This window comes from Goodfellowiella coeruleoviolacea, assembly GCF_024171785.1.
Lineage (GTDB): Bacteria > Actinomycetota > Actinomycetes > Mycobacteriales > Pseudonocardiaceae > Goodfellowiella > Goodfellowiella coeruleoviolacea.
Genome location: NZ_JAMTCK010000001.1, coordinates 87311 through 105939, shown reverse-complemented (window position 1 = coordinate 105939; position 18629 = coordinate 87311). Strand labels below are relative to the sequence as shown.

Sequence of the window (18629 nt, the reverse complement as noted above, 5' to 3'; positions counted from 1 at the left end):
CGCGGGTGTTTGCCCCGATCGCGGTTCGCGTCCGGTGACCGCCCGGTTCGGGCCGATCGACACCCACTGTGGCGCCCCGTGGTTCAGCACCGGTCCAATCTGCGTTGAATCACCTGGTCACACTCGGTACACAGGAACGATGACGGGGGAGCGGGAGCAGGGCACGCCGGCGGACGTCGCCGCGGCGGTGCTTGGCACGCTGGACGTCCGCCTGTCCGGCGCACCGGTACCACTCGGGCACGCCCGGCAGAAGGCGGTGCTGGCGGTGCTGTTGTTCGACGTCAACAGGGTGGTGCCGGCGGAAGGGCTGATCGACCGGGTCTGGGGTGGGCACCCGCCCGCCCGGGCGCGGTCGGTGTTGCGGACCTACGTGTCCAACCTGCGCCGGGCACTGGCCCGGACCGGGATCACGATCACGTGGCGTGACCACGGCTACGCGTTGACCGCCGACCCGGACAGCGTGGACCTGCACCGCTTCCGCCGGCTGCTCGCCGAGGCCCGAGGCAGCGGTGAGCCGCGACGTGCACTGGAACTGGCGGACGAGGCGCTGGCGCTGTGGCGCGGCGAGCCACTGGCCGAGTTGGACACCCCGTGGGCGCGGTCGGTGCGGGACAGCCTGCGCCAGGAGCGCACCGCCGCCCAGGCCGACCGGACCGACTGGGCACTGGACCGCGGCCGGCACGCCGATGTGCTGCCCGAGCTGACCGCGCGCACCGCCGAGGACCCGCTCGACGAACGCCTGGCCGGACAGGTGATGCTGGCCCTGTACCGCAGCGGACGCCAGGCCGACGCCCTGGAGCACTACCAGCGCACCCGGCGGCGGCTGGCCGAGGAGCTGGGCACCGACCCCTGCCCGGCGCTGCAGCGGCTGCACCAGCGCATCCTCACCGCCGATCCCGCCCTGACCGCCGCGGTCCGCTTCCCCGGGGAGACCGGCTCCGCCTCAGTGCCCCGCCAGCTGCCCGCCGCTCCCACGCCGTTCATCGGCCGCGAGGGGGAACTGGCCCGGCTGGACGCCGCGAGCGACGCCCAGACGTTGGTCATCTTCGCCATCGGCGGCGCCGGCGGGATCGGCAAGACCTGGCTCGCCCTGCACTGGGCCCACCGCCGGCTCGACCGGTTCCCCGACGGGCAGCTGTTCGCGGACCTGCGGGGCTTCAGCCCGGACAGCGAACCGATGAACCCGGCCGTGGCGGTGCGCGGGTTCCTCGACGCCCTCGGGGTGGCCGACAACCGCATCCCGGTCGACCCGCACGCGCAGGCCGCGCTGTTCCGCAGCCTGGTGGCCGACCGGCGCATGCTGATCATGTTGGACAACGCCGCAGACACCAGCCAGCTCACCCCGCTGCTGCCAGGCAGCCGGACCTGCACCGTGCTGGTGACCAGCCGCAGCCGGCTGTCCGGCCTGGTCATCGGGCACGGCGCCCGGCAGCTGTCGCTGGACGTGCTCACCGAAGCCGAGGCCCGCGCCCTGCTCGTCAACCGCGTCGGCGCCGACCGCGTGCACGCCGAACCCGAGGCGGTGGACGAGATCATCCGGCTGTGCGGCGGATTCCCCCTGGCGTTGAGCATCGTCGCCGCCCACGCCCAGACCCACCCCCACACGTCGCTGACGGCCGCGGCCGCCGAACTGCGCGGCCTGGGCCTGGACGCCCTCGACGACGACGATCCCGCCGCCAGCCTGCCCACCGTGCTGTCCTGGTCCCGGCGCGCCCTGACCACCGAGCAGTGGACGGTGTTCGCGCTGCTGGGCATCGCCCCCGGTCCCGACATCAGCCTGGCGGCCGCGGCCGCGCTCGCCGGGCTGTCCGCGCGGCGGACCCGCACGGCACTGCGCGCCCTGCGGGACGCCTTCCTGATCGAGGAGCACCTCCCCGGCCGCTACACCATGCACGACCTGGTCCGCGCCTACGCCGCCAGCACCGCCCACGACCTGCCCGAGCCGGTGCGGCAGGCGGCGCTGGCCCGGGTCGTGGACTTCTACCTGCACACCTGCTACGCGGCTGAGCGCCTGCTCAGCCCGCACCGCCAGCCCATCGACCTCGCCCCGATCGCCGCCAACGCGCAGCCCCACCCGCTGCCGGACCACCCGGCCGCGCTGGCCTGGCTGCAGCGGGAGCACCCCCACCTGCTGGCGGCCCAGCACACCGCCCTGGCCCACCACCGGTATCCGGTGGTGTGGCAGCTGGCCTGGGCGCTGACCAGCTTCCACGGCCGGCGCGGGCACCACCACGACGCCCTCGCCGTCTGGCGGGCCGCGCTTGAGGCCGCCAACCACCTGCCCGACCTCGTCAACCACGTTGTCGCGCATCGACGCCTCGGTTTCGCGCACGCCTGGGTGGGCGAGGCCGAGGAGGCGACGTGGCACCTGCGGCAAGCCCTCGTGCTGGCCGAACACCAGCAGGACAGCGTCCAGCAGGCCGCGGTCCACCGCGATCTCGCCTGGGCCTGGGCGCGGCGGGGGGAGAACCGGCGCGCACTCGAACACGCCCAGCGCGCACTGGACGTCTACCGCGCCCTGGACAACCCGGTGTGGGAAGCCGACGCGCTCAACGCGGTCGGCTGGTGCGCGGCCCGCCTCGGCGAGTACGACACCGCGCGTGCCCACTGCCAGGCCGCCCTCCGCCTGCACCGACGCCACCACGACCACAACGGCGAGGCGCACACCCTGGACAGCCTCGGCTACATCGACCACCACACCGGTCGGCACGCCCAGGCCGTGGACCACTACCAGCAAGCCCTCGCCCAGCACCGCGCCAGCGGCCACACCTACGAGGTCGCCGACACCCTCGACCGCCTCGGCCACGCGCACGCCGCGCTCGGCCAGCACGACCCGGCGCGCGCCGGGTGGCGGGAAGCGCTGGAGCTGTACCGGGAACAGCAACGCGACGAGGACGCCGCGCGGGTCCGGCGCCAGCTCGACGACCTCGACGCGCGGGACTGAGCGGCGAGGGCACGAGCACCAGCACCGGCCCGGCCCGGCGGTCACGGCGCCGTGTCCGGTGTGATCGACACCTCCCGGCTGTCGGCCCATCGCGCCGATGAGTCCGTTCCGCCCGCGTGGTCCACACCATCAACAACAAGGAGGAACCACGTGAGCCAACTGCTGAGGGTCCAGAACTTCAACGTCTCGCGGGACGGATTCGGGGCCGGTGAACACCAGAGCCTGGAGCGCCCGTTCGGGGCCGACCCCGGCGACATGTTCGCCTGGGCCGGTGCCACGGCGAGTTGGCCCATGCGCACCGACCCCGGTGGCAGCCGCGGCCTCGACGACTACTTCACGCGCGACCACGCCCGCAACATCGGCGCCGAGATCATGGGCCGCAACAAGTTCGGTCCGCAGCGCGGCCCCTGGCGCGACCACGACTGGCGCGGCTGGTGGGGTGACGAGCCGCCGTTCCACACCCCGGTGTTCGTGCTGACCCACCACGAGCGGCCCTCGTTCACCCTGTCCGACACCACGTTCCACTTCGTCGCCGGCGATCCGGCCACGGTCCTCGAACGGGCGCGGGAGGCGGCACAGGGCAAGGACGTCCGGCTCGGTGGCGGGCCCGCTACCGTCCGGCAGTTCCTCGACGCCGACCTCGTCGACACCATGCACGTGGCGGTCTCGCCGGTGGAACTCGGCTCCGGGGTGCGGCTCTGGGAGTCACCCGACGAACTGCTCGACCGGTTCCACCTCGACGTCGTGCCCAGCCCGAGCGGCGTGATCCACCACCTGTTCTGGCGGAGGTGACCCGAGGGCGCAGGCCGGTACCGGGACCGCCGGGCCCGGTACCGCTGCCGGGTCGAGGTCAGCGGCCGTGCCCAGCGCCGAGGTCCGCACGAGTCGGGGACGGACCGTCCCACTCGGACGCGAGCACCGACCAGATCTCGATGTCCTGGCGGACACCCCGGTGGACCCCGCTCTCCCGCAGCACTCCGTCCCGGCTCATGCCCAGCCGCTTCGCCACGTTGATGCTCGGGGTGTTCGCCGACGACGCCCGCCACTCCACCCGGTGCATGCCGCGCTCGTGCAGCGCCCAGTCGATGAGCACGCGGGCCGCCCTGGTCACCAGCCCGCGCCCGGCGGCCGCCGGCTCCAGCCAGCAGCCGATCTCGCAGTTGCCCGTGACCGCGTCGAAGACCCGGAACAGCACCCCGCCGACGAGCAACCCGTCCAGCCAGATCCCGTACACCCCACCGGCGTCGGCCGCGGCCTTGTCCGCATAGGACTGGAGCCACCGGCGCGCCGAGTCAACGTCGGTCACGGCGTCGGCCAGCTTGATGTGCTGGCCGACGAACTCGCGCCCACGCTCCATGTGCGACAGCAGTTCCTCGGCCCGCCAGGGCTCCAGCGGTCGCAGCTCAGCACCGTCTCCCAGCGACATCGCGAACATCCGCACCCTCCACAACGGTCGTGACCGCCCGGATCATCGCATGGCGCTGCGCGCGTTCCGGATCCGCCGGCGCCGCGATCGGCCACACCCGCCTCCGCGCCGACGTGGCGGGTCCCGCCCACTCCTTGCCTCGACGAGACCACCACCCCGATGAGAAACCCGAACCCGCCGACGACGCCGCCCTACTGGCGTTCAGCGCGCCCCGAGCCGCGACACGGGCGCGGTAGCAGTGCGCTAGGCGCTGATCGTGGCGAAGGCGGCCCACAGCAGCGGTGAGTCCTCGATCCGGCCCCGGTCCCGCCAGGCGGCCAGCCGGGCGCGCTGCCAGTCGCACAGCGCCCGCACCGGGTCGTCGCTCTCGTGGGCCGCGTCGATCGCGCACACGGCCGCCTGGAACGGGCGGAGCGCGGCGTCGACCCCGGCCAGCCGGTGGAACGCGAGGTCGGTCGGCAGGGTCCACCGGGTGGCCGTGACCAGTTCGGCCCCGCCGTGCAGCGCGGCCGTGGCCAGGCCGAGCGCCTCGGCGAAGCGCAGGTCGCCGCCGCTCTCGCAGGCGATCAGCGCGACCCGGCTGGGAAACGGCCAGCACGCCGCGCCCGGTCGCGGATCAGCGGTCAGCGTGTGCGTGCCCAGCAGCAGGTCCTTGGCGGACAGCGGGCGGTGCGCCCGCAGCGGCGGCGCGAAACCCACGGCGTCGGCCGGGCAGGCCAGGTGCAGTTGGGCGTGCTCGCTCTGCCCGCTCCCGGGCTCGGCCGCGGTCACGTGCCCGACGTAGAGCAGCCGGCTGGCCCCGGCGCGCAGCGCCGCACCCAGCCAGGTCCGGTCCAGGTCGGTGCGGCGGAACGCGGCCAGCGGATCGCTGACCTCGGGACGGAACCGGCCCTGCCGCGCGTGGTCGGCGACCAGCCGGGCCAGTGGCGCGTCCGGGGTGAGCCGGCCGAGCACCGAGCCGAGCCGGGAGTCGGCGCGGAACCCGGGCACCCGGGGGTCGAGCACCCCCACCACGGGCAACTCCCGGGTGTCGGCCCAGGTCCTGGCCACTCGGCCGGGCGCGTGCACGATCGTGGCCGGCGCGAGCACGCTCACGTCGGCGATGTCGAGCAGGCGCCGGTCGGGTTCGGGTGCGAGCAGTTCCCAGGGCAGCTGGGCCAGGCGCGGCGCCGGCTGCACGCGCACGTGCGGGCGGACACCGTGGGCGTGCAGGCGGGCCAGTTGGGCGGCCAGCACGGGCGGCAGGAAGATCTGGCCGAGGCGCCGCGCCAGGGCCAGTTCGGTCTCGTGACGGGCGAGGGCGCCGGCGACCAGGGCGCGGTCCAGCGCACCGGCCAGTGGCAGTGCCTGGTCCAGTGCGGCCAGCGCCTCGGCGACCCCCGCCTCGGGCACCAGACCGACTCCGGGGTGGGCCAGCGCGTGGGTCCACCGCCAGGACAGGTGAACGTCGCCGGCGTCGGCCATCCGCACCAGCACGGTGGGGCGGGGTGGGTTCGGGGTCACCACGTCGGGATCACCCGCTGCTGCCTGACCGGTGTCCCGTACCGCTGCTCGGCGCGGGCGATGTGGCGGTCCAGCACGATGTCGCCGGCCTCGGTCAGCGCCAGCCGGGGCGGTGGGGCCAGGCGCAGCCCGGCCTGTGCGGCCACCCCGGCCAGTGCCGTGCCCAGCGGCACCGGGTCGTCGCCGGCAGCGGGCTGGCCGCTCCGCGCCAGCTGGTCGTCCGGGTCCAGCAGCACCAGCTGCAGGCCGGTCTGCCCGTCGGGGGTGTCGGCGGCGTCGGGGTGCGGTGGACTGCCGGCGCACTGCGACTCGATCAGCTCCGCCACCAGCCGGGCATCGCCGAGGCGCACGGCGAGCCGGAACGCCAGCCGCATGGCCGGCGCGGCCACCTGTCGGCTCCACCGATCCCGCAGTTCCCCGTTGACCAGGTCGAACCGCACCGCGTCCAGGGCCAGGGCGGCGGGCACGGCCAGCTCGACGGCCCTGGCCAACAACTCGGCGTCGGGTGCGGCCGAGGTGGTCGCGCGCTGCTCCAGCAGGGTGGCGTGCCAGAAGTCCAGCTGGGCGCAGTGCGGGCCCAGACCGCGCGCGGCGAACACGGCGAAGGCGGCCCGCAACCGGTCCTCGGCAGCCGCGTACCGGGCGTTGGCGATGTCCTCGGCCGCCAGGAACGCGCGCACGTGGGCGGCCTCCACCTCGGCGCCGGCCGCGTCCAACTGGGCGAGGCAGCGGGTGTAGGCCGCGACGGCGCGCTCCGACTCGCCGCGCATCGCCGCCACGTTGCCCAGCAGCCGCAGCACCAGCGCCGCCCGGTGGTCCATTCCGGACTGTTCGAAGAACGCGTGGCTGGCCAGCAGCAGGGGTTCGGCCGCGTCCAGGCGCAGCGCCTTCAGGTGGATCACGCCGAGGTTCTGCCGCGCGTCGGCGACCGCGGCCTGGTCGCCGAGGGCGTGCAGGGCGGCGATGCCCTGGTTGGCGAAGTCCTCGGCCAGGTCCAGCCGTCCCGCGCCGGTGTTGGCCACGGCCAGGTTCACCAGCGGGTAGCCGGCCAGGTGGGGCGCGCACGCCTGGGTGAGCGCCAGGGACTCGGTGGCCAGCCCGATCGCCCTGGCCCAGTCCTGGCGGTGCAGGGCGAGCGAGGTCAGCGACAGCAGGCAGGTCACCACCAGGTCGGCGGACTCAACCTGGTCGCCGGAGCGCAGCAGGGCCAGCGCCTGTTCCAGCACCGCCTGCGCCTCGGTGATCTCGCCCAGCTGCAGCAGCACCTGCGCGAGGTTGACCAGGGTGATCCGCCGCTGTGTCTGGCCGATCTCGCCGAGCTGGTCGCACAGGTCCAGCACCCGGTGGTAGGCGGCCACGGCCGCCGCGTGGTCGCCCAGCGCGTGCGCGGCATTGCCCCGGTTGACCAGCGCCTCCGCGTGCAGGGCGCGCAGCCCGGCGTGCGGTGCGGTCAGGTCGGCCGCCTGGTCGAACAGCCGGAGCGCCCTCCGCGGGTCGCCCCGTAGGTAGGCGTCGGCGCCCGTGGTGAGCAGCTGGTTGACCGACTCCGGGGTGGGTGGGCTCGCTGTGCTGGCCATGTCAGAAGTCCTCGTCCTCGGCGGCGGCGACCTCGGCCTGCAACGGCCGTGCCGGGCCGAGCCCGGGCGCACGTCCATCCACTGTGGACACTGAGGCCAGGCGGTGGCGGGCCAGGTCGCGGATTCGGGCGCGCAGCCGGGCGGCGGCCGGGTCCGCGCGCGGCGGCTCCGCCGGCGCGAACCCGGGCAGGTGCACGTCGACCCACACCGCCCCGCCACCGAACTCCGGCGCGACCGCGCTGCCCTGCCACACGTCGTCCACCAGGCGCAGCGCCACCCGCACGGCCGGTGCGCCGCCCTGGCCAGCGCCGATGGTGGCCCACGGCACGAGGTGCGCCGGCACCGGGGGACGCGCGGCGCCGGCCAGACCGGGCGCGGCCACCACGCCGACGGCGACCTCGGTGCGCCCGGCCGTCCGGACCACCTGCCAGGTCACCGCCTGCTCCGCGGCGTCCACCAGCCCGGGCGGACAGCGGCGCCAGTCCGTGCCGGCGCTGCCGCGCGCCAGCACCAGCCCGGCGGCGCGCCCCACCGGTGCCGGCCCCGCGGCCAGGGCGTAGCCGCCGGTTCCACCCGGTTCCGCACCGGCGGCCAGGCCACCCGCGTCGGCGGGGCCGCCCGCGTCCTGCTCGACCGCTGGGAGCAGGGCGTCTGCGCTGTCCTCCGCGCCGAACACCAGGTCGCACTCCTCGACCAGCGCGGCGATCTCCCGGTCGAGCAGGCCCTCGTCCAGCGGTGCGATGGCGTCGACGGTGGAGGCCGGCCACCACCGCTGCGCCCACAGCGCGTAGCCGAGCCGGTCGACGCTGGCGGCCAGCGGCGGTGAGCCCGGCCGCACGGCCGGGTCCGCGTCGCCGGCGGCGCCGGCGAGGGCGAGCGCCACCGGCTCGCCGTACAGCGCCCACACCCACCCCTGGGCCAGGTCGGGATCGTCGAGCACGGCCGTGGGCACCCGGTCGGCGTCGAGCACGCTCCAGGCCAGGTTGCCGCCGGCGACCTCGACCACGGTGACGTCGATGTCGGGCACGCCGTCGGCAACGCCGAACGCCACCGGCGCGGCCACCGGGGCGATCACCGCGGTGCCGTCCGGTGCGCGCAGCACCCGAACCGCGCTCGCCATCAGCCCGCCCTCGATTCCGGCGCGGTGGCCGGCGGCGTGCCGGTCGGCACGCTGAGCGCGCGCTTGAGCCGGGCGCGGTGGTCGAGGATCACCGAGCGTGCCACCCCGTCGAGCACGTCCCACAGCTCGGCCGACCCGGTGAGCGGAACACCCCGCACGTCCCGCCCGTGCAGGCGCACCCACAGCCGGCGCAGGTAGGCCCGCCACGGCGCGTGCAGTTCCGCGGCGATCCGGGCCAGCGGGCCGTCGTCGGCGAGGTGGTGCCCGGCCGGCGTGGCGGCCACGGTGAGCCGGCGCGCCCGCAACACGTAGGACTCCCGCCGCCAGCGCCGGTTGACCAGCCGGTGCGCCTCGGTGGCCGCGTCCTGCCCCACGGGCGCGGCGGCCGGGTCCAGCGGGCGCAGGCCGACGGCGAGCGCCACGCCCACGGTCGCGCCGACCCGGAGTGTCTCGTCCGCCAGCGCCCACGGCGCGCAACAGCGGGTGATCTCCGCGCGGACCAGCGCGGCGACGTCGGGCAGCTCGGCGCGGTCGCTGGCGGCGTGCAGCACCGTGAACACCCGCTCGTGCACGGTTCGGTCCAGCGGTGGCCCCAGCGCGGCCGTGGACGCCGAGCCACCCAGCCGGGGCTTGCCGGGCAGGGCGTGTGCGGTGAGCCCGAGTTCCTGGGCCGAGTGCTGGTGCCGCACCGGGTGCGCCTGGGGCGCGTGCCACAGCCGCTGGCCGGCGCGCCGGCCAGCGCCCAGGCTGACCAACCGGGCCAGCGCCGCGTCCCCGGCGGTGGCGGCGGCTGGCCCGGACCGGGCCGCGCCCGCGTTGAGCACGGTGGCGATCAGCTCGGGCGTGGCCGCGTCAGCACCGGGCGCGGGTGCGTCGGCCGGATCGCGCCGGCCACGCGCCGCCCACGCCGTGTCCAGCAGCGCGGTGAGTTCGCGGCGGTGCGCCGGCGAGGCGAGGTGGTCGCGCAGCGCCGCGGTGGTGCGCCCGGCGGCCGAGTCGTGCAGGCGACGCAGTTCGCGCCGCGCGACCAGCTCGTCCCTGTCGCGATCGGGCGCACCGGCGGTGGTGGCGAGTTGGAAGCAGGTCTGGAAGTAGCGGTCCTGCGGGTTGCCCTCGGTGATCCGCAGTGCCCGGCGGACCTGTTTGAACAGGGAGAACCACGCCGCGGTCGCGCGCAGCACGTCCCCGGCCGCGCGCAGCAGGGCAGCCAGCAGCCGCGCGCCGTCCGGGTCCACCAGCGGCCCGGCACACTCCGGGCGCAGCACCGGGCGGATCACCAGCGGGTCGAGGATCAGCTTGACGGTCCGGCTCAACGGGCCGCCCTGGGCGTTGCTGAGCGGTTCGACGCCGGGCAGTTCGCGCCACACCTCGTCGATGACCATGGCCCTCGGTCGTGGTGGCATGCGGCCAGGTTACGGCGCTGCTCACCGCACCGTCGCACCTCCCGGCGGGGTCACGCGGTTGTGCAGGGTGTGCCGTTGCGGGCGAAGGCGGCCGGTGCGGTGTTGGTTCCGGTCCAGCCGGCCTGGAAACCGAAGGTGACCGTGCCGCCGGTCGGGATGGCGCCGTTCCCGCTCGCGTTGGTGACCGTCACCTCGGCGCCCTGCTGGGTGTGCGAGCCACCCCAGAGCTGGGTGACCCGCCGCCGTGCGCCACGGCGGTGCTCGCCGCGACCGTCCCGTCCGCGCGGGGCCGCCAGCCCTGGGGCGTGCCGCTCGGCCGCCCGGGTGGGCCGAGCGGCACGTTCAGCCCGCAGGGTGGACGGAAACATCACCGAAACAGCTGTTGTTCCTTTCCGAAACTTTCCCTAGCCTGCCCGGAAGAGTTCTCGACGTGCTGTCGCTTCGCGCGCGCCAACGGCGAGGCGGCGACCCCTTCGTCCACGACCCACCGGCGGACACCGCGTCGACGCCGCACCTCCGCGCCCAGGTGCCCGGAACGGGGCCGGCTGGACGACTTGGACAGCAGGGAGGAAGGCCCGTGGTCACGAGGCCCCGATTGTCCGCCGCCCTCGCCGCGCTCGTGGCGCTGGCGGCGCTTGCCACACTGTCCGCGAGCACCACGGCGGCGCAGCCCGCGTCCCACGTCGCGCCCGCGGCGGGCGTGCGGGTGATGCCGCTGGGCGACTCGATCACCGACGGCTTCAACGTGCCCGGCGGGTACCGCATCGGCCTGTGGCAGAAACTCCTCGCCGGTGGGCACACCGTCGACTTCGTGGGCTCGATGTCCAACGGTCCCAGCAGCCTCGGCGACCGCGACCACGAAGGCCACTCCGGGTGGACCATCGCGCAGATCGACGCGAACGTCGTCAACTGGCTGCGCACCCACACCCCGCGCACCATCCTGCTGCACATCGGCACCAACGACATGTACGGCGGTGATCCCGGTGGCGCACCGCAACGCCTCTCCGCGCTGATCGACAAGATCACCGCGCAGTCGCCGGACGCCGACCTGTTCGTCGCCACGATCACCCCGCTGGCCAACTTCGACTCGGCGGTGCGCGCGTTCAACGCCACCGTGCCCGGGATCGTGCGGAGCAAGGCCAACGCGGGCAAGAAGGTGCACCTGGTCGACATGTACGCGGCGCTGAGCACCGCCGACCTGGCCGACGGGGTGCACCCCAACGCCGGGGGCTACGCCAAGATGGCCACCGTCTGGTACAACGCGCTGCGCTCGGTGCCGGGCAGCATCGGTGACGGCGGCAGCCCGCCGACCACCACGACCTCGACGCCGGCCGGGGCGTGCACGGCCGTCCACCGCACGGTCGGTTCCTGGCAGGGTGGCTTCCAGGCCGAGGTCACGGTGACGGCCGGGGCGGCGCCGATCACCGGCTGGACGGTCAGCTGGCCGCTGGACTCAGGACAGGCGATCACCCAGGTCTGGGGTGGGGTGTCGACCGGCGGCGGGGCCACGGCGAGCGTGCGCAACTCCGCCTGGAACGGCGCGCTGGCCGCGGGTGCCTCGGCGACGTTCGGCTACCTCGGCAGCGGCGGCCCGGCGACGCCGGCCCTCACCTGCACCAGCCCCTGACCCCGGCACCGGCCCGGTGTCCACATCGGACACTGGTCTGCGCGGGCAGCCGGGCGACGGCGGGTCACGGTGAACCTGGCTGGGGGCGCCCGCCCGGTGCCCCCAGCAGGGGCAGCCAGACCTCGTCCACGATCTCGGTGATCGACTCCTCCGGCAGCGCGCGCATCGTCATCAGGATGTCGTGGCGGAGCAGGTCGAACGGAAGGTTGACCACGCGGGACGAGCGCGGCACGTCGGGCAGCTCGCCGCGCTCGACCGCGCGGGCGACGATCGTCTCGAAGGGGGTCGGCCGGTTTGGCGCGCCGAGGGTGTCGCGCAGCTGGCTGAAGCTGGTGCCGGTGTCGCGGAAGTAGTCCATCAGCTGCACGCTGATCAGCGTGATCATGTGCGCGCGGCCGGCGTTCGCGTTGCGCAGGAAGCCGACCGCGTCCGCGCGCAGGCTGCCGGTGTCGGGTATCGCGATCGGCTGCGCCTCCAGGAATCTGGTGAGCGTGGCCAGCAGCAGGTCGTCGCGCTGCGGCCAGCGCCGGTAGAGCACCGGTCGACTCGTGCTGGCGCGCGCGGCGACCGCTTCGTAGGTGAAGCCGGGGTAGCCGTGCTCGACCAGCACGTGCCACGCGGCGTCGAGGATCGCGTCCTCCAGTTCCGAGCCGCGCCGCCGGGTCGGGCCGCCCCGACGGCCGGTGGGCCGCGCGCCGGCGGCCCCGTGGTTCTCCGCACCCCCACCGCTCTTTGGGTTCACTTGCGTATCTTATCGCGGCGCTGTACGGTCTCGGCCGTTAGATACAGTCTCGTATCTTAGGGGGATGGTGCGGTGTTCGACGTCGTCATCGTCGGCGGTGGACCCACCGGTCTCTTCCTCGCCTGCGAACTCCGCCTCGCCGGGGTCCAGCCGCTGCTGCTGGAACGCAGGCCGGAAGCGGACCAGGCGGACAAGGCCCACGGCCTGGCCGGCCAGGTGGTGCGGCTGTTGGACCACCGGGGCCTGTTCGAGCGCTGCGGCGGCCGAGGAGCACCGCAGCCCGCGCCCGGGTTCTTCTTCGGCGGGATGCCGCTGCCGCTGCACGTGCTCGGCGCGGCGAACCCGATGCACCTCCTGCCGATCAACCAGCGCGACCTGGAACGGGTGCTCGCCGAGCGCGCGGCCGAACTCGGCGCGGACGTCCGGCGCGGTTGGGACGTGCTGTCGCTGCGCCAGACCGATGACCACGTCGAGGTCGTGGCGCGCGGTGCGGACGGAGCCGAGGCCACGTTCACGGCCCGCTACCTCGTCGGCTGCGACGGCGGCCACAGCCTGGTGCGCAAGCAGGCGGGCATCGCCTTCCCCGGCACCACCGACGACCGCGTCGTCGACCGGACGGCCCTGATCGGGCCGAGCGACCGCGTCCGCATCGCACCGGGGGGACGGGTGGTGATCGACGGCCTCGGCGAGATCCCGGCGCACTTCCACCGCACCGAGCGGGGCGTGTTCACCCTCCTCGCGCACGACCCGGAGCGGCCACTGGTCAACACGGCCGAATGGGAGGACCGGCCGGCGGGCACCTTCCCTGGCCCGGGCGCGCCGATGACGATGTCCGAGATGGCGGACAGCGTCGAACGGGTCCTCGGCGTGCGCCTGCCACTGAGCCCGCCGCCCGAGGGCGCGCCCACGTTGCTGCGCCGCCTGTGCGGCCGGAACACCCGGCTGGCCGACCGCTACCGCCACGGCCGGGTGTTCATCGCGGGCGACGCCGCACACGTCAGCCACGGGCCGACGTTGAACACCGCGCTGCAGGACGCGGCCAACCTGGCCTGGAAACTGGCCGCCGCGGTGCGGGGGTGGGCCCCGGACTGGCTGCTGGACAGCTACCAGACCGAACGCCGGGCCCTCGGGCAACGGGTGTGCGCGCAGACCCGGGTCGAGTCCGCGCTGCTGGCACCCGGGGCCGAGGTCACCGCGCTGCGCCAGTTCGTCGCGCAACTGCTGGAGCGCACCGAGAACCTGCAGCGGGTCGCCGCCCTGGTGGCGGGCGCGGACGTCCGCTACGACATGGGCGAGGAGGATCCCGCCGCGCCCACCGGTTGGTTCGTGCCACCCCTGCACCTGACCACCGACGACGGGCGCGCCCTGCGCCTCGCCGAACTCCTGCGGGACGCCCGCCCGCTGCTGCTCGACCTCACCGGCGGGACCGACCTCGCCGCCACCGCGGCGGCCTGGCGCGACCGGGTGCACCGCGTGCGCGCGACCGCCGCCGACGCGCCGGCACCCGCACTGCTCATCCGCCCCGACGGCTACGTCGCCTGGGCTGGCGCGGATCCCGACGGCCTGAAGGCGGCCCTCGTCCGCTGGTTCAGCCCCAACTGAGAAGCCACCGGACGGTGGTGGCCCGAGCGTGGAAAACCACGCGGGCGCGGTGTGGTCCCGCCATCGCGCTCGCGGAGTGCCGAGGACAGGTAGCGGGTCGTCGAGGATCAGGGAGACATGAGCAAGCACCTCGCTTTCGTCGTCGGCCCGGGGGCCGGGCACGTCAATCCGACGCTGCCGCTGGTGGAGGAACTGGTGGCGCGCGGCCACCGGGTCACCTACCTCACCGGCGAACCCTTCCGCGCCGCGGTCACCGCGGCCGGGGCCACGGCGCTGGAGCTGCCCTGGGACGCGCCCCGCCCCCCGGCCGGCCCAGCGGTGCGGTCGATGGGGGAGAGCTTCGGAGCCGTGGTGCGCGGTCTCCAGCGGCACGCCCAGGAGAGCTTCGCCTCGGCGGTGGCGCACTTCCAGCCGGACCCGCCCGACGTGGTCTGCTACGACATGGTCGCGCCGCTGGGCGCGCTGCTGGCCGACCGGCTCGCGGTGCCCGGGGTGCTGCTGGCGCCGAGCATGGTGGGCAACGAGCACTTCAGCACGCGCTCGTTGCTCGGCCCGCCGGACGACGACGGCGTGCTGGACCGGGTGTTCGCCGAGGCCGTCGAGTCCGACATCCGGTTCCGGCGGGCCAACAGCCTGCCCGACCCGGTCGCCCCGCTGCCGGCGTTCGGGTCCGCGGCGGTGCTGACGTTGGTGTTCGTGCCCCGGGAGTTCCAGATCGCCGGGGACACCTTCGACGACACCCATCTCTTCCTGGGGCCGTCCCTGGGCACGCGCGCCGCCCGTGGCGGGTGGACGCCGCCGTCGGACGGTTCACCGGTGTTGTTCGTGTCGTTGGGCACGGGGTTCAACGAGCGGCCGGAGTTCTTCGAGCAGTGCGTGGCGGCGTTCCGGGACAGCCGCTGGCACGTGGTGATGGCGGTGGGTGACCGGGTCCGGATGGCCGAGGTGCCGGCCAACTTCGAGGTCGCGCCGTTCTTCCCGCAGCTGTCGGTGTTGGCGCACACCACGGTGTTCCTGTCGCACACCGGCATGAACTCCACCATGGAGGCGCTGTACCACGGGGTGCCGCTGGTCTCGGTGCCGCAGATGCCCGAGCAGGCGGTCAACGGTGATCGGGTGCGGGAGCTGGGGCTGGGGCGCCGCCTGGACAGCACCGCGATCACCGCTCGGTTGCTGCGGGAGACCGTGGACGAGGTCGCCGTGGACCCGGTGATCCGGGCCAACGTGACCGCTTTCGGCCAGCGGTTGCGCGCGGTGAACGGGGCGGTGCTCGGTGCCGACGCGCTGGAGCGACTGCTCGCCTGAGGGCACCTGGTGCGCGCCGGCCCACCCGGCCCGGCGCGGCCAGCCCGCAGTCCTAACTGGACAGTCAGAAGTGGCGGGAGCACAGGACGCGGCGCCGAGGAACCCGGCGATGCGGTGGATGATCAGGATCACAGCGGCGGTGCCAGGATTTGATTGTCTGCAACCATGCCCCGTGATCACTTCACTGACTGCTACCGCTGCGGCACCGAGCGCCACCGCGCCAGGGGCGGACGGTCCGCGCGCCGAGTTGACCCGGCTGCTGTTCGGCGAGGACGCGCGACAAGTGCACGAGCCCTGGCGGCGGTTGGGGGCGGACCCGCGCTTCCACCGGAGCTACGAGGGTACGGTCGCCGAGCAGACACTGGCTTCCTACGAGCGGTTACGGGTGCTGAACGGGACACTCGACGCGACCGCGCTGGCACGTGACCCGCGCCGCCTGGCCGCACTGCACGAGTGGCTCGCGCCGCTGGACGGGGCGCTGACCGTGCTGGCGGGGATCCACTACAACCTGTTCCTGGGCAGTCTTCTCGACCACGACCCGCACGAGAAGCGCCCGCTGGAAGAGTTCACCACGATGGAGCGGATCGGCACGTTCCTGTGCACCGAACTCGGGCACGGCAACGATGCCGCCCAGCTCGAAACCACCGCCACCTACGAGCCGGACAGCGGCACCTTCACCCTCCACACGCCCACCGCCGCCGCCCAGAAGTTCATGCCCAACACCAGCCTGGCCGGCGGCCCCAAGAGCGCGCTCGTCGCGGCCCGGCTACTGGTCGGCGGGGTGGATCACGGCATCTTCCTCTTCCTGGTCCCGCTGACCACCGCCACGGGCACGCTGCCCGGCATCAGCGTGCGTCCGCTGCCGGTCCGTCCGGGCAGCCCGGTCGACCACTGCCTGACCTCGTTCGACCAGGTGCTCCTGCCCCGGGAGGCGCTGCTGACCGGGGAGCACGGCCGGCTGGCCGACGACGGCGCCTTCACCAGTGCGCTGGGCAGCAGGAGGAAGCGTTTCCTCACCAGCATCGGGCGGGTCACCACGGGCAAGCTGTGCATGAGCGCCAGTGCCCTGGGCGCCGCCAGGATGGCGGTGGTCACCGCCATCCGCTACAGCGGACACCGCCACATCAGCGGCGCGCGCGCCGGGAGCCGGACACCGATCTGGGCGCACCGCAGCCACCACGGGCCGCTCATCGACGCCCTGGTCACCGTCTACGCCATGACGGCACTGCACCGGATGGCCCTGGACCGGTGGGCCGGCCACGACCGCGCCGACGCGGCCGCCGCCGCGGCGGCGGAGCGGCTGGTCGCCGTCGCCAAGGGCTGGGTCACCTGGCAGGCCCGCGACGTGCTGAGCGAGTGCCGGGAACGCTGCGGCGCACAGGGACTGCTGCCGGTCAACGGCATCAGCACGGCCGTCGCCGACCTGGAGGGCACGATCACCGCCGAGGGCGACAACATCGCGCTGTGGGCCAAGGCCGGCGCGGAACTCCTGTTCGCCGACACCGGCGCGGTGGCCCCGGCCGAGCCCGCTTCCGCCGGGCGACTGGTGGACCCGGACCACCTGCAGGCCCTGCTCCACGCGGTCGAGCACCAGCTGTTCGCCCGGGCCCGGGTCCGCCTGCGCGCCGCCAGGGCCGGGGAGAGCCTGCGCCGGTGGAACGCGGCCGCTCCGGACGCGCTCGCCGGCGTGACCGCCCACGCGGAACGACTCGCCGCCCAGGCGTTGCTGGCGTGGGCCGACCGCTGCGCGCACCCCGCCACGCGGGAGGTGCTGCACCAGGTGCACCGCCTGTTCGCGCTGCGCCGCGTCCAGGCCCACAGCGGGCTGCTGCTGGCCGGTGACCGGATCAGCCGCGAGCACGTCGTCGCCCTGCCCGACCTCGTCGAGCAGACCATCGCCGATCTCGCCGAGCACGTCCAGGAGCTGACCGACGCCTTCGAGTTGCCCGAGGAACTCCTGGCCACCCGCCCGATCACCCGCGCCGACTACCAGGACGCCTTTGACAGCCCCACCGCCCACTGGCACCACGGCGGCTGACCGCGCGAGCAGCGGTCAGCGCGCCCGCTGACGGGGACCCGTGCCGGGGCGGCATCACGGTTCGACAGGGGATCAGACCTGGTGCCGCTCCGGCCTCGGTTCGCCGGTGGCATCGCCGCAGCCGGGGACGCCGCACTGCGGACCGCCGATCAGGTCGGCGACGGTGTGCGCGCTGATGCCGGCGAGCGAGCCGGCGGTGGACCGGCTCGCCACGGCCCGCACGTGGTCCTCGGCAGGGCTGGCGAGGCCGTCGTAGACGGCGGTGAACAGGTCGCGGGCGGGTTGGCGGAGCCAGCGCGGCGGCAGCAGGTCGAGCGGGAGCCCGGGGTCGAGGATGGGCAGGCGGCGGTAGGTGTCCATGATCTCGGTGCGGGCCCGGACGGCGTCGGCGCCGGTGATCCGGGTGCCGCGTACCCGGGCGAGCAGCGGCCGCCACTGCTGGATGAAGGACTCGTACTGGCGGGCGATGGCCGCGGTGTCCCAGGCGTCGAGCGGGTTGCGGCCGATCGCCGCGTCGAGTTCGACGTGCCGGGCGCGGAACACGGTCATGGCGCCGGTGGCGAGTTCGGCCAGCTGCGCCTTGGCCCTGTCGCTGAGGTCGTGCGGCGAGACCCAGAGGCCGTCGTAGAGCGGGGCGTACCCGAGCCAGCGCAGGCGGCCGCGCAGATCGCGCCGCTGGGTGACCTCGTGCTGCGGCAGCGAGAACGCGATCAGCGTCCACTGCCGGTCCCACTCCGCGCCGTCGGCCGCCGAGGAGACGATCGCCCGGCCACCGGTGGACAGGACGGCGGCGGCGGCCCGGGTCAGCCGGTAGGAGCTGTTGCGCCCCTGCCGGCTGCCTTCCAGCACACCCCGGCGGGCGAGCCGGCTGATGGCGGTCCGGGCACCGGCGGGACTCACCCCCGCCTCGGCGAGCAGGGCCACGATGGCCGCCGACGGCAGCCAGGCCCGGGTGCGCAGGGTGTAGTCGGCCAGCAGGGTCACGGCCAGGCCCTGCGGTGAGTTGCCGGTCTGCCGCCTGGGCAGCCGGACCGGGCCGGCCGCGTCGCCCGGGAAGATCTCCTCGATGTCGTACGGGCTGGTCACGGCGACTCCGGCGGTGGCTCGAACGGGCGGTCGGCACCCGACTGTAATCCGCTCCACGCGCCCGGTCCGGCAGCACGCACGGCGCCGGACCGCGTGGGCGGCACGGGCAGGGGTCCGCCGCCCGGCCGCGCCCGGATCGACCAGAACGGTTGATTGACACTCTTATGACCGGCGCGCAAGCTAAGTGTCACACGTCGAACATGGCCTGGCCAGGCAGGACGGGGACACGCACCCCGGTCAACACCGAACTTCTTCG

At 74.6% G+C, this 18629-nt stretch carries 14 protein-coding genes; 6 read left to right on the top strand and 8 right to left on the bottom strand.

Annotated features, from left to right (window positions below; genetic code table 11):
- Positions 1–139: 139 nt before the first annotated feature.
- Both LX83_RS00395 and LX83_RS00390 read left to right on the top strand, forming a co-directional pair.
- Positions 140–2944 (top strand): AfsR/SARP family transcriptional regulator, encoded by a 2805-nt coding sequence (locus LX83_RS00395; protein WP_253765703.1) that lies wholly within the window; start codon positions 140–142, stop codon positions 2942–2944.
- A 150-nt stretch (positions 2945–3094) separates the two neighbouring features.
- Entirely contained in the window at positions 3095–3736 is a 642-nt protein-coding gene (locus tag LX83_RS00390) for a dihydrofolate reductase family protein (protein ID WP_253765701.1), read from the top strand.
- 58 nt (positions 3737–3794) lie between these two features.
- Here LX83_RS00390 and LX83_RS00385 read toward each other — a convergent pair whose 3' ends face one another.
- The 6 genes from LX83_RS00385 to LX83_RS00360 all read right to left on the bottom strand — a co-directional run bounded on the left by LX83_RS00385 (position 3795) and on the right by LX83_RS00360 (position 10341).
- The gene (locus tag LX83_RS00385) at positions 3795–4379 is read right to left on the bottom strand and encodes a GNAT family N-acetyltransferase (RefSeq protein WP_253765699.1); all 585 of its coding nucleotides are present in this window, start codon (positions 4377–4379) and stop codon (positions 3795–3797) included.
- 234 nt (positions 4380–4613) lie between these two features.
- A complete protein-coding gene (locus LX83_RS00380; protein WP_308203882.1) occupies positions 4614–5876 on the bottom strand; it encodes a CHAT domain-containing protein in 1263 nt (420 codons plus the stop codon).
- Positions 5870–7450, bottom strand: a complete 1581-nt coding sequence (locus LX83_RS00375) for a tetratricopeptide repeat protein (protein ID WP_253765697.1) — start codon at positions 7448–7450, stop codon at positions 5870–5872. The genes LX83_RS00380 and LX83_RS00375 overlap by 7 nt, the downstream gene beginning before the upstream one ends.
- Position 7451: 1 nt before the next feature.
- On the bottom strand, positions 7452–8570 hold the full coding sequence (locus tag LX83_RS00370) for a hypothetical protein (protein WP_253765695.1): 1119 nt from the start codon (positions 8568–8570) through the stop codon (positions 7452–7454).
- Positions 8570–9973: a hypothetical protein gene (locus tag LX83_RS00365; RefSeq protein ID WP_253765693.1), complete on the bottom strand. Its 1404-nt coding sequence runs from the start codon at positions 9971–9973 to the stop codon at positions 8570–8572. The genes LX83_RS00370 and LX83_RS00365 overlap by 1 nt, the downstream gene beginning before the upstream one ends.
- Before the next feature lie 50 nt (positions 9974–10023).
- Positions 10024–10341, bottom strand: a complete 318-nt coding sequence (locus LX83_RS00360; RefSeq protein WP_253766922.1) for a cellulose binding domain-containing protein — start codon at positions 10339–10341, stop codon at positions 10024–10026.
- Positions 10342–10550: 209 nt separating this feature from the next.
- On the opposite strand from LX83_RS00360, the gene LX83_RS00355 reads away from it, so the two are divergent.
- A complete protein-coding gene (locus tag LX83_RS00355; protein WP_253765691.1) occupies positions 10551–11600 on the top strand; it encodes a GDSL-type esterase/lipase family protein in 1050 nt (349 codons plus the stop codon).
- Positions 11601–11664: 64 nt separating this feature from the next.
- Here LX83_RS00355 and LX83_RS00350 read toward each other — a convergent pair whose 3' ends face one another.
- Positions 11665–12342, bottom strand: coding sequence for a TetR/AcrR family transcriptional regulator (locus LX83_RS00350; RefSeq protein ID WP_253765689.1), 678 nt, complete (start codon positions 12340–12342; stop codon positions 11665–11667).
- A 72-nt stretch (positions 12343–12414) separates the two neighbouring features.
- On the opposite strand from LX83_RS00350, the gene LX83_RS00345 reads away from it, so the two are divergent.
- The 3 genes from LX83_RS00345 (at position 12415) to LX83_RS38245 (ending at position 17287) form a co-directional block, all read left to right on the top strand.
- Positions 12415–13944 carry an FAD-dependent monooxygenase gene (locus LX83_RS00345; RefSeq protein ID WP_253765687.1) on the top strand — a complete coding sequence of 510 codons (1530 nt, stop codon included), beginning with the start codon at positions 12415–12417 and terminating at the stop codon, positions 13942–13944.
- A 117-nt stretch (positions 13945–14061) separates the two neighbouring features.
- Positions 14062–15249 (top strand): macrolide family glycosyltransferase, encoded by a 1188-nt coding sequence (locus tag LX83_RS00340; RefSeq protein ID WP_253765685.1) that lies wholly within the window; start codon positions 14062–14064, stop codon positions 15247–15249.
- Between the two features lie 172 nt (positions 15250–15421).
- Positions 15422–17287, top strand: coding sequence for an acyl-CoA dehydrogenase family protein (locus tag LX83_RS38245; protein WP_253765683.1), 1866 nt, complete (start codon positions 15422–15424; stop codon positions 17285–17287).
- A gap of 72 nt (positions 17288–17359) precedes the next feature.
- On the opposite strand, the gene LX83_RS00330 is transcribed toward LX83_RS38245, so the two are convergent.
- Positions 17360–18373, bottom strand: a complete 1014-nt coding sequence (locus LX83_RS00330) for a PaaX family transcriptional regulator (RefSeq protein ID WP_253765681.1) — start codon at positions 18371–18373, stop codon at positions 17360–17362.
- Between the last annotated feature and the right edge of the window lie 256 nt (positions 18374–18629).